This window comes from Chitinophagaceae bacterium, assembly GCA_016717285.1.
GTDB lineage: Bacteria > Bacteroidota > Bacteroidia > Chitinophagales > UBA10324 > JACCZZ01.
This window is the reverse complement of the sequence record JADKFU010000004.1, coordinates 741,755-759,954: the sequence shown is the minus strand read 5'-3', so window position 1 is coordinate 759,954 and position 18,200 is coordinate 741,755. Positions and strand designations below refer to the sequence as shown.

The 18,200-nt window shown below is 41.9% G+C and carries 14 protein-coding genes and 1 pseudogene; 2 read left to right on the top strand and 13 right to left on the bottom strand.

The window, feature by feature from the left end; all coding sequences use genetic code 11:
- Nucleotides 1–2 precede the first annotated feature (2 nt).
- From IPO83_08320 to IPO83_08310, 3 genes are all read right to left on the bottom strand, one after another.
- Nucleotides 3–533, bottom strand: a complete 531-nt coding sequence (locus IPO83_08320; protein ID MBK9731276.1) for a DUF2911 domain-containing protein — start codon at nucleotides 531–533, stop codon at nucleotides 3–5.
- Between the two features lie 179 nt (nucleotides 534–712).
- A complete protein-coding gene (locus IPO83_08315) occupies nucleotides 713–1,711 on the bottom strand; it encodes a T9SS type A sorting domain-containing protein (protein MBK9731275.1) in 999 nt (332 codons plus the stop codon).
- A 111-nt stretch (nucleotides 1,712–1,822) separates the two neighbouring features.
- A complete protein-coding gene (locus IPO83_08310) occupies nucleotides 1,823–2,245 on the bottom strand; it encodes a DUF1801 domain-containing protein (GenBank protein ID MBK9731274.1) in 423 nt (140 codons plus the stop codon).
- A 672-nt stretch (nucleotides 2,246–2,917) separates the two neighbouring features.
- On the opposite strand from IPO83_08310, the gene IPO83_08305 reads away from it, so the two are divergent.
- A complete protein-coding gene (locus tag IPO83_08305; GenBank protein ID MBK9731273.1) occupies nucleotides 2,918–4,966 on the top strand; it encodes a T9SS type A sorting domain-containing protein in 2,049 nt (682 codons plus the stop codon).
- A gap of 345 nt (nucleotides 4,967–5,311) precedes the next feature.
- Here IPO83_08305 and IPO83_08300 read toward each other — a convergent pair whose 3' ends face one another.
- The 9 genes and pseudogenes from IPO83_08300 to IPO83_08260 all read right to left on the bottom strand — a co-directional run bounded on the left by IPO83_08300 (nucleotide 5,312) and on the right by IPO83_08260 (nucleotide 16,139).
- Nucleotides 5,312–9,346: a T9SS type A sorting domain-containing protein gene (locus tag IPO83_08300; protein MBK9731272.1), complete on the bottom strand. Its 4,035-nt coding sequence runs from the start codon at nucleotides 9,344–9,346 to the stop codon at nucleotides 5,312–5,314.
- A gap of 449 nt (nucleotides 9,347–9,795) precedes the next feature.
- The gene (gene rplT, locus IPO83_08295) at nucleotides 9,796–10,140 is read right to left on the bottom strand and encodes a 50S ribosomal protein L20 (protein ID MBK9731271.1); all 345 of its coding nucleotides are present in this window, start codon (nucleotides 10,138–10,140) and stop codon (nucleotides 9,796–9,798) included.
- 21 nt (nucleotides 10,141–10,161) lie between these two features.
- A complete protein-coding gene (rpmI, locus tag IPO83_08290; protein ID MBK9731270.1) occupies nucleotides 10,162–10,356 on the bottom strand; it encodes a 50S ribosomal protein L35 in 195 nt (64 codons plus the stop codon).
- 205 nt (nucleotides 10,357–10,561) lie between these two features.
- A pseudogene (locus IPO83_08285) lies at nucleotides 10,562–11,063 on the bottom strand (translation initiation factor IF-3).
- A gap of 211 nt (nucleotides 11,064–11,274) precedes the next feature.
- Complete coding sequence (gene thrS, locus IPO83_08280; GenBank protein ID MBK9731269.1) at nucleotides 11,275–13,200, bottom strand: threonine--tRNA ligase; 1,926 nt, start codon at nucleotides 13,198–13,200, stop codon at nucleotides 11,275–11,277.
- 133 nt (nucleotides 13,201–13,333) lie between these two features.
- Nucleotides 13,334–14,428 carry a tetratricopeptide repeat protein gene (locus IPO83_08275; GenBank protein ID MBK9731268.1) on the bottom strand — a complete coding sequence of 365 codons (1,095 nt, stop codon included), beginning with the start codon at nucleotides 14,426–14,428 and terminating at the stop codon, nucleotides 13,334–13,336.
- The gene (locus tag IPO83_08270; protein ID MBK9731267.1) at nucleotides 14,428–14,721 is read right to left on the bottom strand and encodes a hypothetical protein; all 294 of its coding nucleotides are present in this window, start codon (nucleotides 14,719–14,721) and stop codon (nucleotides 14,428–14,430) included. The genes IPO83_08275 and IPO83_08270 overlap by 1 nt, the downstream gene beginning before the upstream one ends.
- A 304-nt stretch (nucleotides 14,722–15,025) precedes the next feature.
- Nucleotides 15,026–15,199 carry an Arc family DNA binding domain-containing protein gene (locus IPO83_08265; GenBank protein ID MBK9731266.1) on the bottom strand — a complete coding sequence of 58 codons (174 nt, stop codon included), beginning with the start codon at nucleotides 15,197–15,199 and terminating at the stop codon, nucleotides 15,026–15,028.
- 85 nt (nucleotides 15,200–15,284) lie between these two features.
- A complete protein-coding gene (locus tag IPO83_08260) occupies nucleotides 15,285–16,139 on the bottom strand; it encodes an SPFH domain-containing protein (GenBank protein ID MBK9731265.1) in 855 nt (284 codons plus the stop codon).
- A gap of 249 nt (nucleotides 16,140–16,388) precedes the next feature.
- Between IPO83_08260 and IPO83_08255 the strand changes: the two genes are divergently transcribed.
- Nucleotides 16,389–17,024, top strand: coding sequence for a leucyl/phenylalanyl-tRNA--protein transferase (locus IPO83_08255; protein ID MBK9731264.1), 636 nt, complete (start codon nucleotides 16,389–16,391; stop codon nucleotides 17,022–17,024).
- Here the strand turns inward: IPO83_08255 and IPO83_08250 are convergent.
- Entirely contained in the window at nucleotides 17,018–17,779 is a 762-nt protein-coding gene (locus tag IPO83_08250) for a hypothetical protein (GenBank protein MBK9731263.1), read from the bottom strand. The genes IPO83_08255 and IPO83_08250 overlap by 7 nt on opposite strands.
- Nucleotides 17,780–18,200: the final 421 nt, after the last annotated feature.

Genomic DNA, 18,200 nt, shown 5'->3' with positions numbered 1-18,200 from the left:
TCTTACCTGCTTTGAATCGCAACCGGCACTTCCAGGTTTTCCCAGAATAATGCGATGCCCTTATCATTTACAGTATAAAGAAGACGTTCATTGCTCTTTTCTGATTTGCGTGGTTTTACGGTTACACGCAATGCATCCTGTGATTCATCATATTTAAAAGCGCCCCACTGATCAGGCACTTTGTTGAAAATCACCACCCATTCTTTTTCCCCGGGAATAGTGAAAAATCCATACTTGCCTGCAGGCAGCACTTTTCCTTCCACTTTAATGTCTTTATCTGTTTCAAAGGTGGTGGCTTCGTTTGCGCCGGAACGCCACACTTTTCCATAAGGTACTAACTCACCCCAAATCTTTCGCTCTTTCACTGATGGACTTCCATAATTAATGGTGATGGTTGCTACGCCAACTTTTCCCGTAGCCGTCGCCGGAGGACTGGGCCGATTGGCAGGATCGTCTTGTGCAAAAACCGAAATGGAAAAAAGAACAATGATTACAGGTGTTAATAGTTGCTTCAGAATGGTTGTGGTTTTCATAATTTATTTTTAGTGGAATGGTTGCTGTATGATTAAGTTCATATCATGAATCCTGTTACATCCAAAATAATAACTAATTCTCCGCATCATCATCATCGAAATTTATTTTATCACCATTCATCCGGCAGCATAACTTTAGAATGAGCCAGGTTAAAAAAAGTGACAAACCATTTCTCTGTTTACTTTACAATTACAACCGGATAGGAATAAGTGCGCTGCGCGGAAATGCAGCGCAGATAATAACTTCCGGGAGGTAATCTATGCACATCAATGGAATTTTGAGTACCGGTTAGATAAATGTCAGATACTATTATTCCTGCTACCGAAAAGAGTGTTGCATGAATATCCTCTCCTTGCAAGTTATCCCTGTTAATATGTATTTCATCTTTTGCGGGAACAGGATAAATAAGTGGTACTTCCGAAGTTGGACTTTTTGAAATGCCAGTTGCAATATCTATGCAATCTGAAAAACCTTTCCTTCCGTAAAAAGAAAAATCATCGAGGTAAGTAGTGCCTCCATACGTTGCCGCAGAAATGGAAACCTGGATGGAAGTGTCCATTGCCAGCACCTCATCATTAACAGTTCCGCTGCTTGAATTCACCAGTGATGGAGTCGCTGAACCGTTCATTCCAAGATCAAATACTTCCGCTTTTATTTTTACTTGCAATGAATTAATAAAGATCACCGTCAGCACATAGTGATACCAGTGATTGCTGTGCAAAGCAAGCAATGGATATGGATTGTTGGACCAGGAATACGTAAGCAACTCAATTTTTTTATCTCCCGAAACAGATGCAATCACATAATGGTTGAAATCCGCCTGTGGCTTTAACCAAACGGAAAGAGCGCGCTGATAACTGCCGGGATGAACCAGCGCAGAATCATATTTAAAACCGACAGCAGCAACAAGCGTATCGCCTGCAAGTGGCTTAAAACGCGTGCAATAAATTGCATTGTCATTTCCCCAGGAGATGGAATCAGGAACCGTTAAACAACCACCTGTGATGCCATTGGTTTGTATTTGCGACAACCCATAACCGCCACTGAAATGATTTTTAAAATCATTGTTGGTTGCATCAAGGTAATAGTCAAAGTTTACCTGCTGATTTACTATTTGTGCACGTACGGAGGTGACACTTAGAAGAAATGTAAGGAGAAAAATAATTCTGGATTGCATGGTGGAGAGATTGATTGGGACATTTATCGTTTTGTTAGTTGTAGTGCTGCTATGTCCACGAAGCACAACTATTTCAAGGCTGCACAATAGTTTGTAGAAGCGATGATAAAATTATTCATTTTTTCGATTTCCTTTTATTGTAGTTACCATCATTTCTTCCAGAATCTTGATGTCAATGTCGTCCAGCTTATTGATGTATAAGCAACCAACGGCAGGCTTATGCTTACCTAATTTTTTCAGAGCGGCAGCATGAATCCTGAGATTCATGAGGTAAATGGTGAGGTTCGCTTTACGGGGAGAAAAACCAATTTTGAACCATTCAACTTCCCGACCGCTTGCAGGGCTTTTTATTATTTCCTTTCCAAAACCAATAATTGAACTGCCCCACATTTTGGGTTCTTCCTTGCTTGTCCTTTTCATTAATTTGAGTAAACGAAAACTGTCTTCTCGCTTTTGTTCGTCTTTCACATCATTAATAAAATCTTCTACACTCGATGAGTTTTCTGTCGTTTTTACTTTTGCTAATTTTCCCATATCAGTTTTAAATTAGTTGTTTTCGTTTCTTACGCTTCAAAAAAGCGAAACCTAAAGTAACAATTATGATTGATGCAAGCAGGTTTGAAAAAACCACTTCAATTGGTAGTTCTCAACCAAATTTACTCAACCACATCCTTACATATTCTTATTGCCAACATTTACAAAATTCTATTTCATATGAAAAATCTAATCACATTTTCAATGGCCCTTCTTTGTTTTTCTTTTTCCATTAACTTACTCAACAACATCCTCCCGTTCGCCCGGATTTTGAACATTTGTACTTACAAAAACGGATTTATCCAAAAAGGAAATTCTGAAATTTATTTTTGACCGAATGATAAAAAGGATATTCAGATTTTGATGTCGCTTGATTAGTGCCTGCCTTTTAAGCAGCGCTTCAATTTGATACCTTTGCTCCGGGTTGAGCTGTTTGAATTTGTTTATCGCAACACAAAGTTGAATCTCTCAACTTTTGAATTGGTTGGTTCGCCAACCAATTCTTGGTCACATTGTGTTGCATTTACTACTTGAACTTAGGCAATATTGAATTGTTGAATCAACGAAAAATAATATCTGGCAATCTGCATCAGACAAACCAGCACCGCAAGGGCAATTTCCGGATCTGTAAAGGCAATCCTCACGATCCGTAACTTGATAAAAATTTTAAAGATGAAAAATAAGTTACGGGTCAGTTGTCCAATCCTTTTCATTATCCTGTTTTTGTCCTTTACTGCTTCTGCACAATGGCAATGGCAAAATCCTTTGCCGGATGGCAGCTACTGGAATGCGGTATTTTTTGAATCTGCATCACAAGGATGGATCACCGGAAATACAGGAACAATTTTACATACTACCGATGCCGGAAATTCATGGTCATTTCAAAACAGCAATACCTGTGTATCACTTGATGCTATACAATTTGTGAGTTCTGTGGAAGGATGGATAGCTGGCGGAAATGGAACCATCCTGCATACCACAGACGGCGGTACAAACTGGATCCCTCAAAACAGTGGTGTGACAGCGGAGATTATTTCTATCAGCTTTATCAATCAAAATGAAGGTTGGGCATTAGAGAATAATGGTGTGCTACATACTGTAAATGGTGGCAATACCTGGCTTGTGCAAAGCAACATTACTTCCGGATTCAGCATTCATTTCACGAGTGCATTGAATGGTTGGATATCCAGTTTCTTCGGCACTATCTACCACACAACCAGCGGTGGCTTAACCTGGACACCACAGGAGAGCAGCGTATCTGAAAACCTGTTGGCCATTTCAGCCATCAATGATAATGAAGCCTGGATGGCAGGCGTACCCGGAATTATTCATACATCAGATGGTGGAAATACCTGGGCTTCACAAACAGGAAGCTGTTGTCTTTTTCTGCAATCCGTTTGCTTCATCAACGAACTGATGGGTTGGACTGTGGGAGGAGATTTGTTTATGCGCACTACGGATGGTGGAGTAACATGGACTTCGCAAACGCTGACCAACAGTGTGAGCGCAGTCCATTTTTCTGACGCATCAAATGGCTGGCTGGTAGGAAATGCTGCGGTGCTCAATACGACCGATAGCGGCAATACCCTGATCAATAAAGTGAGCACTGTATCGAATGCATCATTAAAGTCCGTTCATTTTTATGATGCAGCATACGGTTGGACTGTTGGTTCAGAAGGCGCCATCCTGCATACTGAAAACGGCGGAACAATTTGGTCAACGCAAAGCAGTGGAACCATTGCAGATCTTAACGGTGTATTTGCTGTAAGCGCAACCGAAGCGTGGGCAGTTGGTGCTCTGCCTGATAAAATCCTGCATACTAACAATACCGGTAATACATGGACAACAGCATCAAGTGGCACTTCTGAATTTCTTACTTCAGTTTTTTTCGTGGATGCGCTTCACGGTTGGGCTTCAGGTGATAACGGAACTATTATTCATACAGTTGACGGTGGCACGAATTGGAATGTGCAGCCAACAAACAGCCAGATGAATCTCTCCTCGATATCTTTTGCAAACGAAAACACCGGATGGGCAGTTGGATCTGCCGGAACAATTTTATTTACTGAAAACGGAGGCATTTCTTATTCGACTCAAAACAGTAATTCAGGCATTGACCTTTTAAGTGTACAATGTATTTCTCCCGCTGAAGCATGGGCCGTTGGAACCGGGACATTGCTGCACACTACGGATGGTGGCCAAAGCTGGTCCTCACAATTCATCGGTGAACCATTTACTGATGTATTCTTTACAAGTGCTGATACGGGTTGGACAACCGGTCTCTATCAAGGTGTAAGTCTCACAACCGATGGTGGAAATTCATGGACTGTTCAATCGTGTGCTCCGAATATCCAACCTTCCTCCATTCATGTTTCTGAGAGCGGTGATATCTGGGTAGTGGGAATTAATGGCAATATCATTCATTCATCAGGTGATGGATTGACGCTCTCTGCATCTCAGTACTTATTGCCCAAAGAAATTCAGGTGAGTGTTTATCCCAACCCTTCAGCAAATGATTTCAATGTATCCATTCAACCTACCGGGAAAGGCGAGATCTCTTTTCAGGTTTATAACTCAACAGGGCAATTAGTTGAATCCTTTACCAATGAAATTATAAATCAATCATCCATCAAGCTTGGACAAAATTTAAGGCCTGGATGCTATTTTCTGTTAATTCAATCAACCAATATTTCTATCTGCGAAAAGATTTTCAAGCAGTAAAGAATTCATCAGTTGCTGTGACTGTTAGTTCTGACAGAAGCACATGCTGCCAAATATCTTTGTTTTTGTATTTCAATAGCATGAAACATTATTCGTAAATCATAAGCATTGACCCACAGATCCTTTTCGGAAATCCGCGTAAAAAGGAATGAGCATTACTGTGTATTATATTCCTGTTGATTCGGGAGCAGTTCGTGACCGGATTATTATGACCTCTGCTGACTTCTGATAAAATCCATGGCTGCTCTTTGTTCCAACAACAGTTGTTGCTTGGTTATTGCTAACTACCGCTCAAAAAAAATCCCCCGAAAAAGCCGGAGGATTTTTTCAAAACAAAGGAAAATTTTATCGATGCAGCATCAACTTCTTAACAAAGTTTTCTCCGTTACTTGTTTCAAGTCTCAGGAAATAAATTCCCTGCGGAAAGCTGCTTCCATCAAAAGTTAAAGTATACGTTTCGTCACCATTGGCTTTCCCATCGAACAGTACCAACAGTTCTTTTCCGGTGATATCATAAATACTGATAGCAGCATCTTCGTCCTGAGAAGGCATAAATGTTACGGTTGTTTTGTCAGTAAAGGGATTGGGAAAAACATTCAGATCCAAAATAGTTTCTGAGATATCAATACTCTCATCACGACAAGGCATTGCAACTGCAACAGATTTTATTGTTCCAGAACCGCATGCATTAACAGGAGTAACAGTAACATTGCCCGCTGAATTTCCGAAACGGACTTTAATACTGGTTGTACCCTGACCGGTTCTGATGGTAGTTCCTGCCGGAACAGTCCACGTATAAGAAGTGGCACCTGTTACCGCAGCAATGGAATAAACAATATTACTTTGATTGTGACATACAGAAACAGGCCCTGTTATGGTTCCGGGTTGCGCCGGAACTCCTGCCACTGTAATGGCTGATGCACCACTGTTTCCACAGGTATTACCTGCAACTACAGAAATATTTCCGCTGCTGAAACTACTTGTAAAAGATGCACTGAGGTTTACTGTTCCTTGTCCGCTGCTTATGGATGCTCCTGCAGGAACCGACCAGGTATAGCTTGTTGCACCAGCAACTGCGGCAATGGAATAAGATTTTGTGGAAGAACAAACTCCTGACAATTGACCGGTGATGGTTCCAGGGGTTACAGGTATGGTGCAATTGGTAACCGTAGTTTGTTGTGAAGCAGTATTGCTGCAACCATTTCCATTATCATAGAAATAGGTGATGGTGTACGGGCCACCTAATCCCGCAATTGCGGGACTGAAAGTATTTCCGGAAATACCTGTTCCACTGAAAATTCCACCCGCAGGTGAACCAGTTAATGTAACCGGAGCAGCACCGATGTTGTAGCTTGCTGCTAAACCACTGAATGAAACTACAGGAGGAGCAACAGTGATGTTTGCAGCAGCGCTTGTATTGGCGCATCCGTTACCATCAGTAAAAGTATGTGTGTAAGTTGTGCTGGTTCCGGTATAAGGATTTGCAACACTCCACGTTCCACCGGCAGGTGTTCCTGATAAAGCAATGGAATTTCCGGGACAACCACTCACATTGTCCGCTGTAACTACAGGCAATGGATTTATGGTCATTGTTATTCCATTTGATGTTGCAGTTAATGCTGCAGCAGCAGTGAAGGTCATATTAGGTCTTACTGAACCGGTTCCGGGTCCTGTTGCTTGTGAACAGGCTGCTGCACCACCGCTTCCATCGGCCTGATAATAGGTGGTTGAAACGAAAGAACTGGTAGTCTGGTAAGATTGATAAGCGATAGTTCCTGTAACCTGGTTAGAGAAACAAATCTCCACTAAGATATTTGAAGTGCCATTCCAGGAAAAGGGTGTTGAAAAGGAATGCGTGTTTACTGTATTCAGTACAGGAGCATAATTTGAAGGGCCGAAGACGGTTGTAAAGGTTGGTGACTGGAACGTACTTGTTAATGCAGTTACACTTGTTGCAGCCATTTTGATAGTGTAGCCAAACAGTGTAGCAGGATCTCCTGTGGTACCATTAATTTTAAATCCAACAGCAGTAATATTGCCGGCAATCAATCCGAGTGCTGTAAGTTCAGACGCTTTGATCAGATATTGCTGTCTTCCGTTTCCATAGTAAGTCGGATAAGCTGCACCTAAATCGCTGTTAGTTGCATTCGTATTTGTTCCTGTGCCAAGTGATGCAGTTACCGCACAAACAGAACTTGAATTTAAAACACAGGATACAACCTGACCATTAGAGAGACTGGTGCTTGAATAGGTTGGGCTATTCGTTCCACTGTTAACACCATCCACTTTCCATTGATAGACAGGTGTGAGACCTGCATTAACCGGTGTTGCAGTAAATGTTACCTGTGTTCCGGCACATACGAGAGTGGAAGTTGCGGCAATAGTTACAGATGGAGTACTGTTGGTGCTAACTGTTATAGCAACAGCATTGGATGTTGCAATTGATGATGTTACGCAGGTTGAATTAGATATCATATCGCACGTAACTACTTGTCCGTTGGTTAAAGTGGATGTTACAAACGTTGAACTGTTTGTACCTGCATTCACGCCGTCAACTTTCCATTGATAAGATGGTGAGGATCCACCATTGGTTGGAGTGGCAGTGAACGTAACAGCAGTTCCTGAACAAATGGTAGTTGTGCTGGCAGCAATACTTACGCTTGCCGGTGAAGGAGCATTAATAACCATGGTAATGCCTGTTGAGGTAGCAGGGTTTCCTAAAACACCTGCGAGATTCGACGTCATCACACAGGTTACGATTTGTCCATTGGTTAGAGTTGATGTAGAATAAACTGAACTGTTAGTGCCGGCATCAGTGCCATTTACTTTCCATTGATAAGCAGGTAGGGTACCACCATTAATGCTTGTAGCCGTAAACGTTACAGATGAACCATCACATGATGGATTTGAGCCGGAGGTTATTGCAATGGTAACACCGGCAGTTGGAGAAAGTGAGAATGGAAACGCATCAGAAGCAATACCATTCGCAACTACATACAATGAATACGGAACATTGGCCAGGCCTGAGGGAATGGTGAATGTGGCCGTGTCGGCTGCGGTTCCTCTTCTTACGCCTGTGCTGTTCCAGTTAGAGGTGCGTGCATAGTAAACGTTGGTGCCGGAAGTGAGACGTATAATTGGATAATTAGTATTCATCTGCCAGTCATCGCCATAAGTGGAACCCTGCGAAATACCATTAAACTGGGTACCTGTAATTTTATACGTATTCGTACCGGTTTGGACTATGTTGCTGACAACCGGTTTTCCTGCGGCTATCGGTGAACCATCAGACACGTAAACATAATACTGATTGGAACCCTGTTTTGAATAAAGAATATTGCCATCCGGCAAATTGAGGAAGCAGGTTACATAAGTGGAAACATTTAAAGTTGCACCACCACCCGGAGCATTGATGGCGGTAAAAATATTAGTGGTGGGATCGAATTCATAAAAGGTGGTTGGGGTTGGAAAATGATTGGATGAAGTGGGAACCGGCGAAGCATTACACAACACTTTTCCATTCACCATCATGGCGGCAGGAGCATCGGGCGTTCCCTTAGCATTGGGGAAATCGGGAGCAGCCAGCCATGTTCCCGGAGTTGTGCTTCCGGATGGAGTATAATATGCATTGTGTCCGGCGGAGCCGAGAAAGAGCGCGCGTCCATCAGGTAAAAGTAATGCGCCACCGGTTTCATCACCAAAAGCATCATACAATTGAACAGGAACGGTTGCATCTGCAATCCATGTGTTGGTGGCAGGTATATATCTTTCTGAACTGGTGTTGAGTCTGTTTACATACAATATGCTGTTATCAGGTAATTTAACCCATGCCGACTCATTATGAATTCCGAGTGCAGTAGGTCCTGTGATGTAAGTATTGGAAACAGGATCATAAATTTTTGTTCCGGTTAAACTACCGGAAACCAAAGCCTGAAGAATTCTTCCATCTTCAAGAATTTCCGAATTGGCATCACTTACCGTTGATCCGGGCGCCGGCGTACTGGTCCAGGTATTGGTTAAAGGGTTATATACTTCACCCGAAGAACCTCCTGTACCATATTCACCACCGGCAACATACACACGGCCATCCTTAAGCACTTGTGAGGAATAATAAAGACGTGTCTTCGCCATGGACGCAATGGACGACCAGGTACCGTTGATATAACTTCCACTACTGTTCGGTGTTAGTTTATCGTAGGTGCTGCCGATGCCATCCGTGCCTCCTGATGTTGATTTTACCAAAACAGTTCCATCAGAAAGTAACAGCATTCCGCCACCGCTCGAGTGAGGCGCTAAAGCGGTAATAGCGGTCCAGGTGCCCTGTGAAAAAGCAGCACCTGCAAGGAGCACGCCTACCAGAATTGTAAAAAGAGGTTTCATTTTTTTTGTCGGTGATTAATGTGCTGACGCCGCACGTTTTTGGGGGGAATGCAATGTACTTTTTTTCGATATTATTTACAATCAGGGTGATCACCCATACGAATTTCAGTATTCCGGAGGAGCTTCACTTTAAAACCTTTTGCCAGGCAAGTGAAAAATAGCGACGGTTTCAAGCCACCTCCGTTACTATGCTAAATGTATAGATTGAAAATTCAACTTTTCTATATGGTGCTTCTTTTATGCGAAAATTCTTCTTTCGCGAATATGTTTATACCGGGTGACATAGCCGGTTTTCGTTTCAATCATAGTTACGCCTGTCATTGAAGAACCCAATGCATACAATAGATTTCTCATTAGTTCTATCATAAAAAAATCCGCTCCCAAAAATGAGAGCGGATTTACTTCTTTATTAAGAATCCATTTCCTTGCGGGAAGGATAAAAGGAAATACTATTTCACGGAAGCCACAATCGCCTTAAACGCAGGCATATCATTCATGGCCAGATCAGCAAGGGTTTTACGGTTGAGCATCACATTGCCGTTTTTCAACTTAGAGATGAATACGGAATAGCTCATTCCTTCTTCACGAATAGCTGCATTAATGCGGGCAATCCAAAGTGCACGGTAATCGCGTTTTTTCTGCTTTCTTCCCTGATAAGCATACACCATTGATTTTTCAACGGCATTCTTGGCTACAGAGGTTACGTTTTTCCTTTTACCGAAATATCCTTTTGCCTGGGCAAACATCCGCTTACGGCGGGCGCGGGAGGCAACACTATTTACTGAACGGGGCATGTTTCAATTTTTTAAAAAAAGTCAGATAAGGAGCATTTTCTTCACGTTACCCATATTGGTAGAATCAACCAATCCGGATTTTCCGAGTTGCTTCTTCCTGTCATGAGCCTTCTTGGTGAGAATATGGCGCTTGAAAGCTTTCTTACGTTTTACTTTTCCGGTACCTGTAAGCTTAAATCGCTTTTTGGCACTGGAATTTGTCTTCATTTTAGGCATTACTGCAAAATTAGGGACGGCAAAGATAGTAATATTCTCTTCACAAGGAAAAAATCTGCAAATATTCCTTAAAAATGCTTTTGGAAGTCAGGTAGCACAATACTTTAAGAGGGCATCAGGAATAGGTTTGGAAAAGTTTTTAGATAATCAACGCCGGGCCGACAGTTTTACAAATTTTTCCAAACCTTATTAAATGGAATCGTGCTTACTTTCCCTTTTGTGATTTAGGGTTGATGAGGATAGACATCCGGTTGCCTTCCAGCTTAGGAAGTTGCTCCAGGGTGCCTACTTCCGTTAGCCGCTCTACAAATTTGAGCAGCAGCAACTCTCCACGTTCCTTGAAAAAGAATGTTTCTGCCGCGAAATTGCACATACGCCTTCACTTTGGCACCTTCCTGTAGAAACCTTTCAGCATGACGGGTTTTAAACTCAAAATCATGTTCATCGGTATTGGAAGTGAAGCGGATTTCCTTCAGCACGCTTTTCACGGCTTTGGCTTTCATCTCTTTTTCCTTCCGCTTTTTGTCGTAGAGAAATTTGTTGTAGTCAATAATGCGGCAAACAGGCGGACTTGCAGTAGCGGCAATTTCCACAAGGTCAAGACCTTGTTCTTCGGCCATGGTTAATGCTTCGCGGGAAGTGAATACGCCGTTGGGAACATTGTCTCCCACCAGTCTTACCTGTGGGGCGTGCACAAGGCGATTAATGCGGTGTTCGAGTTCTCTGGGTTTTCTTCTGTCTAATGCCAATCGATTAATGTTTATGTTAAAAAATGATGAATACAATATTCATAAGCAACGAAGGTACTAAGTTCCGATTTACTATACACGTTTGCAATGAAATCTTTGGTTATCTAAAAATGATACTTAGCTGAACACCTCTCACTCTTAAAGGTTCCTGCATTAAAGCAGTGATTCATTATACTATTTCTGATTCTCTCTTTACTTGTTCAATAAATGATTCGATAGACATCTCACCTTTGTCACCTTCGCCGTGCCTTCTAACGCTAACCTTGCTTTCCTGTTCTTCTTTGTCGCCGATTACCAGCATGTAAGGAATCTTTTTCATCTCCGCATCCCTGATTTTTCTGCCGATCTTTTCACTCCGCTCATCAAGTTCCATGCGGATGTGTTGCTTTCTGAAAAGACTTTCCAGCCGTTTGGCATAGTCAATATGACGGTCGCTGATGGGTAAAATTGCAACCTGTTTCGGTGCCAGCCATACCGGAAAATTGCCGGCATAATGTTCAATCAGGAAACCGATAAAACGTTCATGTGTTCCTAATGGGGCACGGTGAATTACCAAAGGCGTTTCATCCTGGTTGTTTTTATTTTTGAAAGTCAAGCCAAAACGCAATGGCTGACCAAAGTCAACCTGGTTGGTAGCCAACGTAAATTCCCTGCCAATCACACTCCAGATCTGTACATCAATCTTGGGTCCGTAGAAAGCCGCTTCATCAGGCACTTCGATATAGGGAATCTTTGAATCAATTAAAACCTTGCGCACCATATCTTCGGTCTTCTTCCACAATTCGGGGAGGTCAAGATATTTCTGTCCGCGCTTAGCAGGATCATGCGTAGAAAAACGCATCACGTATTTTTCAATTCCAAAAATTTTGAAATACTTGAGATACATCTCATTCACGGCCTGGAACTCCTGTTCAAATTGTTCTTCCGTGCAATAGATATGCGCATCATTCATGTTCAAGGCACGCACACGCATGAGTCCGAATAATTCACCGGATTGCTCATATCGATAGCATGTCGCATACTCCGCCAGTCGCAACGGAAGGTCTTTATAACTCTTCGGCGAAGCTGAAAATATTTTGTGATGGTGCGGACAATTCATGGCCCTCAGGTAATACTTGGTACCATCCAATTCCATGGGTGGAAACATGGAATCGGCATAATAAGGCAAGTGTCCGCTGGTGATGTATAGGGATTCCTTTGCAATGTGAGGTGACTTTACGCGATAATATCCTGCTTCCTCTTCTGTCTTCTTGGCCAGTGTTTCCAATTGCTCAATGATGGCACCGCCGTTGGGAAGCCAAAGCGCTAATCCCGGACCTACATCATCATCAAAAACAAAGATCTCCATCTCCTTTCCGATCTTACGGTGATCTCTTTTTTTCGCTTCCTCTATTTGTTGCAGGTACTCCTCTAATTCCTTTTGTTTGGGAAAAGTGATACCGTAAATCCTGGTCAGTTGTTTATTTTTTTCATTCCCTTTCCAGTAGGCGCCTGCAATATTCATGAGTTTGGTGGCCTTGATAAACCCTGTGTTCGGTATGTGCGGCCCACGGCAGAGATCTGTAAAATTGCCTTGCTTATAAAAAGTGATTTCACCGTCATTCAACTCCTGAACGGTTTCAATTTTATACTCGTCACCTTTCTCCGTGAAATACTTCAATGCTTCTTCCTTCGGAACTTCAGTGCGTACATACTCGCTGTTTTTCGCAGCCAGCTCCGCCATTTTTTTCTCAATCTTCAGAAGGTCATCAGCACCGATTTCTCTTCCCCCCAAATCAACATCGTAATAAAATCCATTGTCAACCGGTGGTCCGTAACCGAATTTTATTCCCGGATAAGAAGCTTCAAGCGCTTCTGCCATCAGGTGTGCTGATGAATGCCAGAAAGTTTCTTTGCCTTCGCGGTCGTCCCATGTTAACAGCGTCAGGCTTGCATCTTCTTCAATAGGACGAAAAGCATCCACCACTTTTCCGTTCACTTTAGCCGCGAGTACTTTTCTCGCCAATCCTTCACTGATGGATTTAGCGATGCCCAGTGCGCTGGTTCCTTTTTCGAATTGACGGATGGTTCCATCGGGGAAAGAAATATTGATCATAATGTAATTGACGAATTAATCAGTAGCAGAATTTTATATGAATTGAGTAGCCTTTGGCAGGTTTTGTTTCGACCGGTTTGCTTACGGCTATTTCTTTCAAAACAGCCTAAAGATAATGGCATTCGCGTACAGTTTATTTTGATGATTGCGTTAAGGTATTCAATTCTTTTTGAGCCAACTCATAGCCGGGCTTTAAAGTTAACGCCTGACGAAAATCGGAGATGGCTTGTTCCTTATTTCCCTTTTCTTCAGCGCACAATCCACGGTAGTAATAGGCTTCAGCATAAGCGGGTTTCACTTTTATTGCAAAATCAAACATGCGATATGCTTTATCAATTGAATCCTGTTTGATGTAGATATAGCCAAGATTAAAGTACGAAGATTCAAATTGAGGATTCACAGTGATCAGTGCTTCATAAGTTGACTTTGCTTTTTCATTTTCGCCATGTTCCTGGTAATACATGGCCTTGGCATAATACGCTTCAGCCGTTGTACTGTCAATGCGAATGGCATTATCGAAATACTGTGCAGCAGGAGAATTTTTTTTATGGCCGGTGATTAAACCAAGTTGCATATAGCCGTCATAGAAATCAGGTTTTATCTGCACCGATTTCTGAAAAGAAGTAATCGCCCTGCTGGTATCACCTGTCTCTTTAAAATTAAGCCCGCGGATAAACCAGGTTTCAAAATTGTCCTTGTCAAGTTCTTGTACCCTTGCAAGTTGTTGCATGGAATTTTTATAATCTTTTTGATAGAAGTACACCTTACTTAATTTAATCAGTGCTTCCGTATTTTCCGGATCAGTTCGAATGATGTGATTAAAAGCATCAATCGCACCATCGGCGGAACCACCTTTCAGATAAATATCAGCTATCGCGAAATAGTATTTTATGTTAGCGGAATCCAGCGCAATGGCAGCGGACATGTCGCTGAAAGAAGCCGGAATGTTTCCATGTTGGAGGAAAATATTGCTGCGAAGAAAATACAGTTCGGGATTTTTCGGAGTTGATTTAATTTTTTCACTGAGGGCATTGATCTGCGGATCTGTTGAATCTTTTCCAACCAGCGAGTCCATGTTATTTTTCTGCACTGCTTCATTCGGATGATTGCAGGAAGTTGCAACGAATACAGCAATTGAAAACATGGCTATCCATAAAAAGTTCATATGCAGCATTTTGGAAGAAAGAAGTATGGAAGGCGGATTATTATAACGAAGTGAAAAACGCATCAGTTGAATACCATCTTTGGCATCAGCCCGAGTGCATTTTCGAAGATGAAAAGCTGATCAATATCGTACGTATAATAGTCACTGATGGGGAATGATTCAATAATCAGGGTCACTTCATCTTCGTCCTTTGCATTCATGGTGATCCAGCCTTTGGTGCGTTCCATATTTACGCCATAAGTTTCAATCACTTCCCTCAATAAAAAATCATTTACCATTTCGCGGTGCTGCGGTATCATCTTCCAGAATTCTTCATCCAGATCGAGCAGGTAAAATGTGATGAGGTATTTATTCATTCAGCAGTGCTTACTGCAAATATATTTCAGATAATTGTGTTTATGAAATCTAATCACCGTTTGGGAGGGAAGGAAATTTGGCTGATTGTCAATGACATTTAGTTAACGAGATTAGTGTTCGAAATTATTCGGGTTTTTATCTTTAAAAATTCCATTTCTAAAATCAAAACAAAGAAGGCGGTCCCCATTACCGAACTTTTTTAGTTCTCTAATTAAAGTTCGTTTATCGATGTTCGATACGCATTGTAAATCAGTTTACCAACCGGCATTGGGTTGATGGTTAAATCATACTCGGGCCGGTTCCCTATTTTTTAGAAGGCGTTTTATTTTTTGAACGTTTGCTGTCTGTCAATGCCTTCTGCAACAAATATTCAATTTGTCCATTCACACTTCGGAAATCATCTGCAGCCCACTTCTCCAGTTCTTTGAGCGTGTCAGGATTGATACGTAATACAAAAGCTTTTTTATCAGGAGGCATGAGATAATTGTGGATCTGAAATGGAGTATCTGATAAATGGAATGAACTCCTGTTGAGTTCATTCCACGCTATTCCCTGCAATTTTCTAAGCGTAAAGCGTGCCTGTATTTAATATCGGACTTACATTCTTATCACCACACAGTACTACCAACAGGTTGCTTACCATCGCGGCTTTACGCTCTTCATCAAGATGGACGATTTCTTTTTCTGAAAGTTTTGCCAACGCCATTTCCACCATTCCAACGGCACCTTCCACAATCAGCTTGCGGGCGGAAACCACCGCTGAAGCTTGTTGACGTTGCAACATCGCGCCGGCAATTTCCGGCGCATACGCCAAATGGCTGATGCGAGCTTCGCTCACAATTATTCCCGCCTGCGATAAACGTTCATTCAATTCGTTTACCAGCATCTCATTCACTTTGTCGCCACCGCCGCGAAGCGTAACAGTTGCCGTTTCATCTTCTGAAAAGTCATACGGACAGGTGCCTGCCAGATGTCGCACTGCAGCTTCGCTCTGAATGGCAACAAACTGTTCGAAACTATTTACTTCGTACAATGCTTTTGCAGTATCTACTACATTCCATACAATCACGGCTGCAATTTCTATCGGGTTTCCGATTTTGTCGTTCACTTTCAGTGCCTGACCATTCTGGTTACGGGCACGAAGTGAAACGTGCTGGCGCGCATAAAACGGATTCGCCCACATCAACCCGTTCTGTTTTACCGTGCCGGAATATTTTCCGAAAAGCGTGAGGGCCTTCGCTTCATTGGGGTTTACTATAAAAATTCCTCTTACAATAAAGGGAAAAGCGATGGCAAACGGAATTGCCGGGTAAGGCATATCATTTACCATAAAAATAATTACTGCAATAGCGCAAACTATTGCGAGGCCAATCATGAGAAATCCTGAGATGGCGGTAAAATTTTTTTCCTGGATCATGGTTTTTGAGTTTGATATTAAATTGATATCACAAAGATAGCATGTCTTTTTTATTAAATGCAAGTATTTATAAAAAATATTTTTATGTGTATGAAATGCCCGGGATTGAGCAAGAGCGTCAGGAGAACAGATTCTTTATTGCAACTATTGTACAGCTTCGCCGAAACAATTTAATCATTCAACCATTTAACAATCCAACCATTGAATGATCAAATGAAACAGTAAGTTTGATCACGCTTTTGAACAACAATGTTTGCACTCACCGATAAATTGTGGTTTCCCGATCCGGATCAGGCAGAGGAAGATGGCTTGCTTGCTATTGGAGGTGATCTTTCGCCTCACCGTTTATTGCTTGCATATAGAAGCGGCATTTTTCCCTGGTTTATGGATGAGGACGTTATCTTCTGGTTCTCCCCGCCCCAACGGATGGTTTTATTTCCTGAAGAATTACATATCAGCAAAAGCATGAAACAGGTAATACGTTCCAACAGATTTCAGACCACCAAAAATCAGGCATTTGAAAAGGTGATTCAATTGTGCGCTCAAGTTCACCAACAGCAACAATCAGCAACATGGATCAGTAAAGAATTCGTTCAGGCCTACACCAGGCTGCATGAGCTTGGTCATGCTGATTCAATAGAATGCTGGGAACAGCATGAACTGGTGGGTGGATTGTATGGAATTTCTATTGCTAAAATATTTTTCGGAGAAAGCATGTTCTCGATTCGGCCCAATGCTTCAAAAGCTGCGTTGATTGCACTTTGTGAAAGCGAAAATTATTCATTGATTGATTGCCAGGTGAAAACCGATCACCTTGCCAGCATGGGCGCAAAAAATATCACCCGGAATAATTATTTAAAGTTGTTGCAGGAAAATATTTATTGAAACCGTAACGACAAACAAGTAAGTCCGCCATCCATTTTTTCAAATTCAGTCATGTCAAGTTCCACCGGATTATAACCTGCTAGTTGCAAGGCACGGTTTACATTACTGAATCCTGCAGGCATAATCAACGTACCATTGATGAAAAGACAATTGGCAGCGTACAAATCTTTTTCATCCACTGTTATTATTTTGAAATCGCGGAACGCATCATGTACCGCCATCTCTGCTGAAGCAAGCAGGTAATTATTCCCGATATAATTTACCACCGTTTTTAAATGCAATGCTGAACTCATCGGAATAAGTTGGAATGAATATCCGTATCGTTCCAGTATTTCACCAAGTTGTTGAGCACCAGCGCTATTTGTTCTATCAGTAATTCCAATATAGAAGTGCTGATTCACCTGCAACACGTCTCCTCCTTCCAATGTGCCGGGTGATTGAATGAATTCCAGTTTTCTGATATGTTCTAAAGCCGATTGCATCGTTTTTACTTCCTCTCTTCTTGAAGGAGCCCCCGGACGGGTGATGATGGCAGCCTCAGCAATCATCACTGCCGTATCTTCCACAAAACAACTATCTGGAAATGATTCATCGGCATCCAGTACAGTAACCTGAAGTCCACAGTTTTCCAATGCATTAACATACCGCTGATGCTGCTTCAGCGCAAGATGAATATCCGGCTGGCCCAAATTGGCGGTAGTAATTCCGTTGATATAATTAGAACAAGGTGTGCGGGTAATGGCATAGGTAAACATGTGGTAAAGATATACGGAAACGGGTAAGGTTTAAATGTTTACAGCCAGGTGTTCTTTAGAAATCGTCTGCGCTGTTTTTGGTATTAACAATGGTGTTTCCACCATTTATCTTTGTAGTCGAATGGTCATTCAGTCTAAACAACTTAATTCCCCTACTTTCCTGATAAAACAAATAAAGCTTTAAAACCGTATAAAACATTTGCAATTGGAGAGGAGTTCTTTTTTCAGGGCAACCCCTTTCAGACATTCAGCAGTACATTTTTTTAAATACCAAATTATATTAATATGGATACGCCAACAAAATCTTTGCATTGCGATGTCTTTCGTGCGGCCAGCTTTTCAATAAACTGGAGAATGCTTTATATTTGCCGCCTTTTCAATAAACGCTATGAAGCATTAGACATCCGGAAAGTTCTCTGTG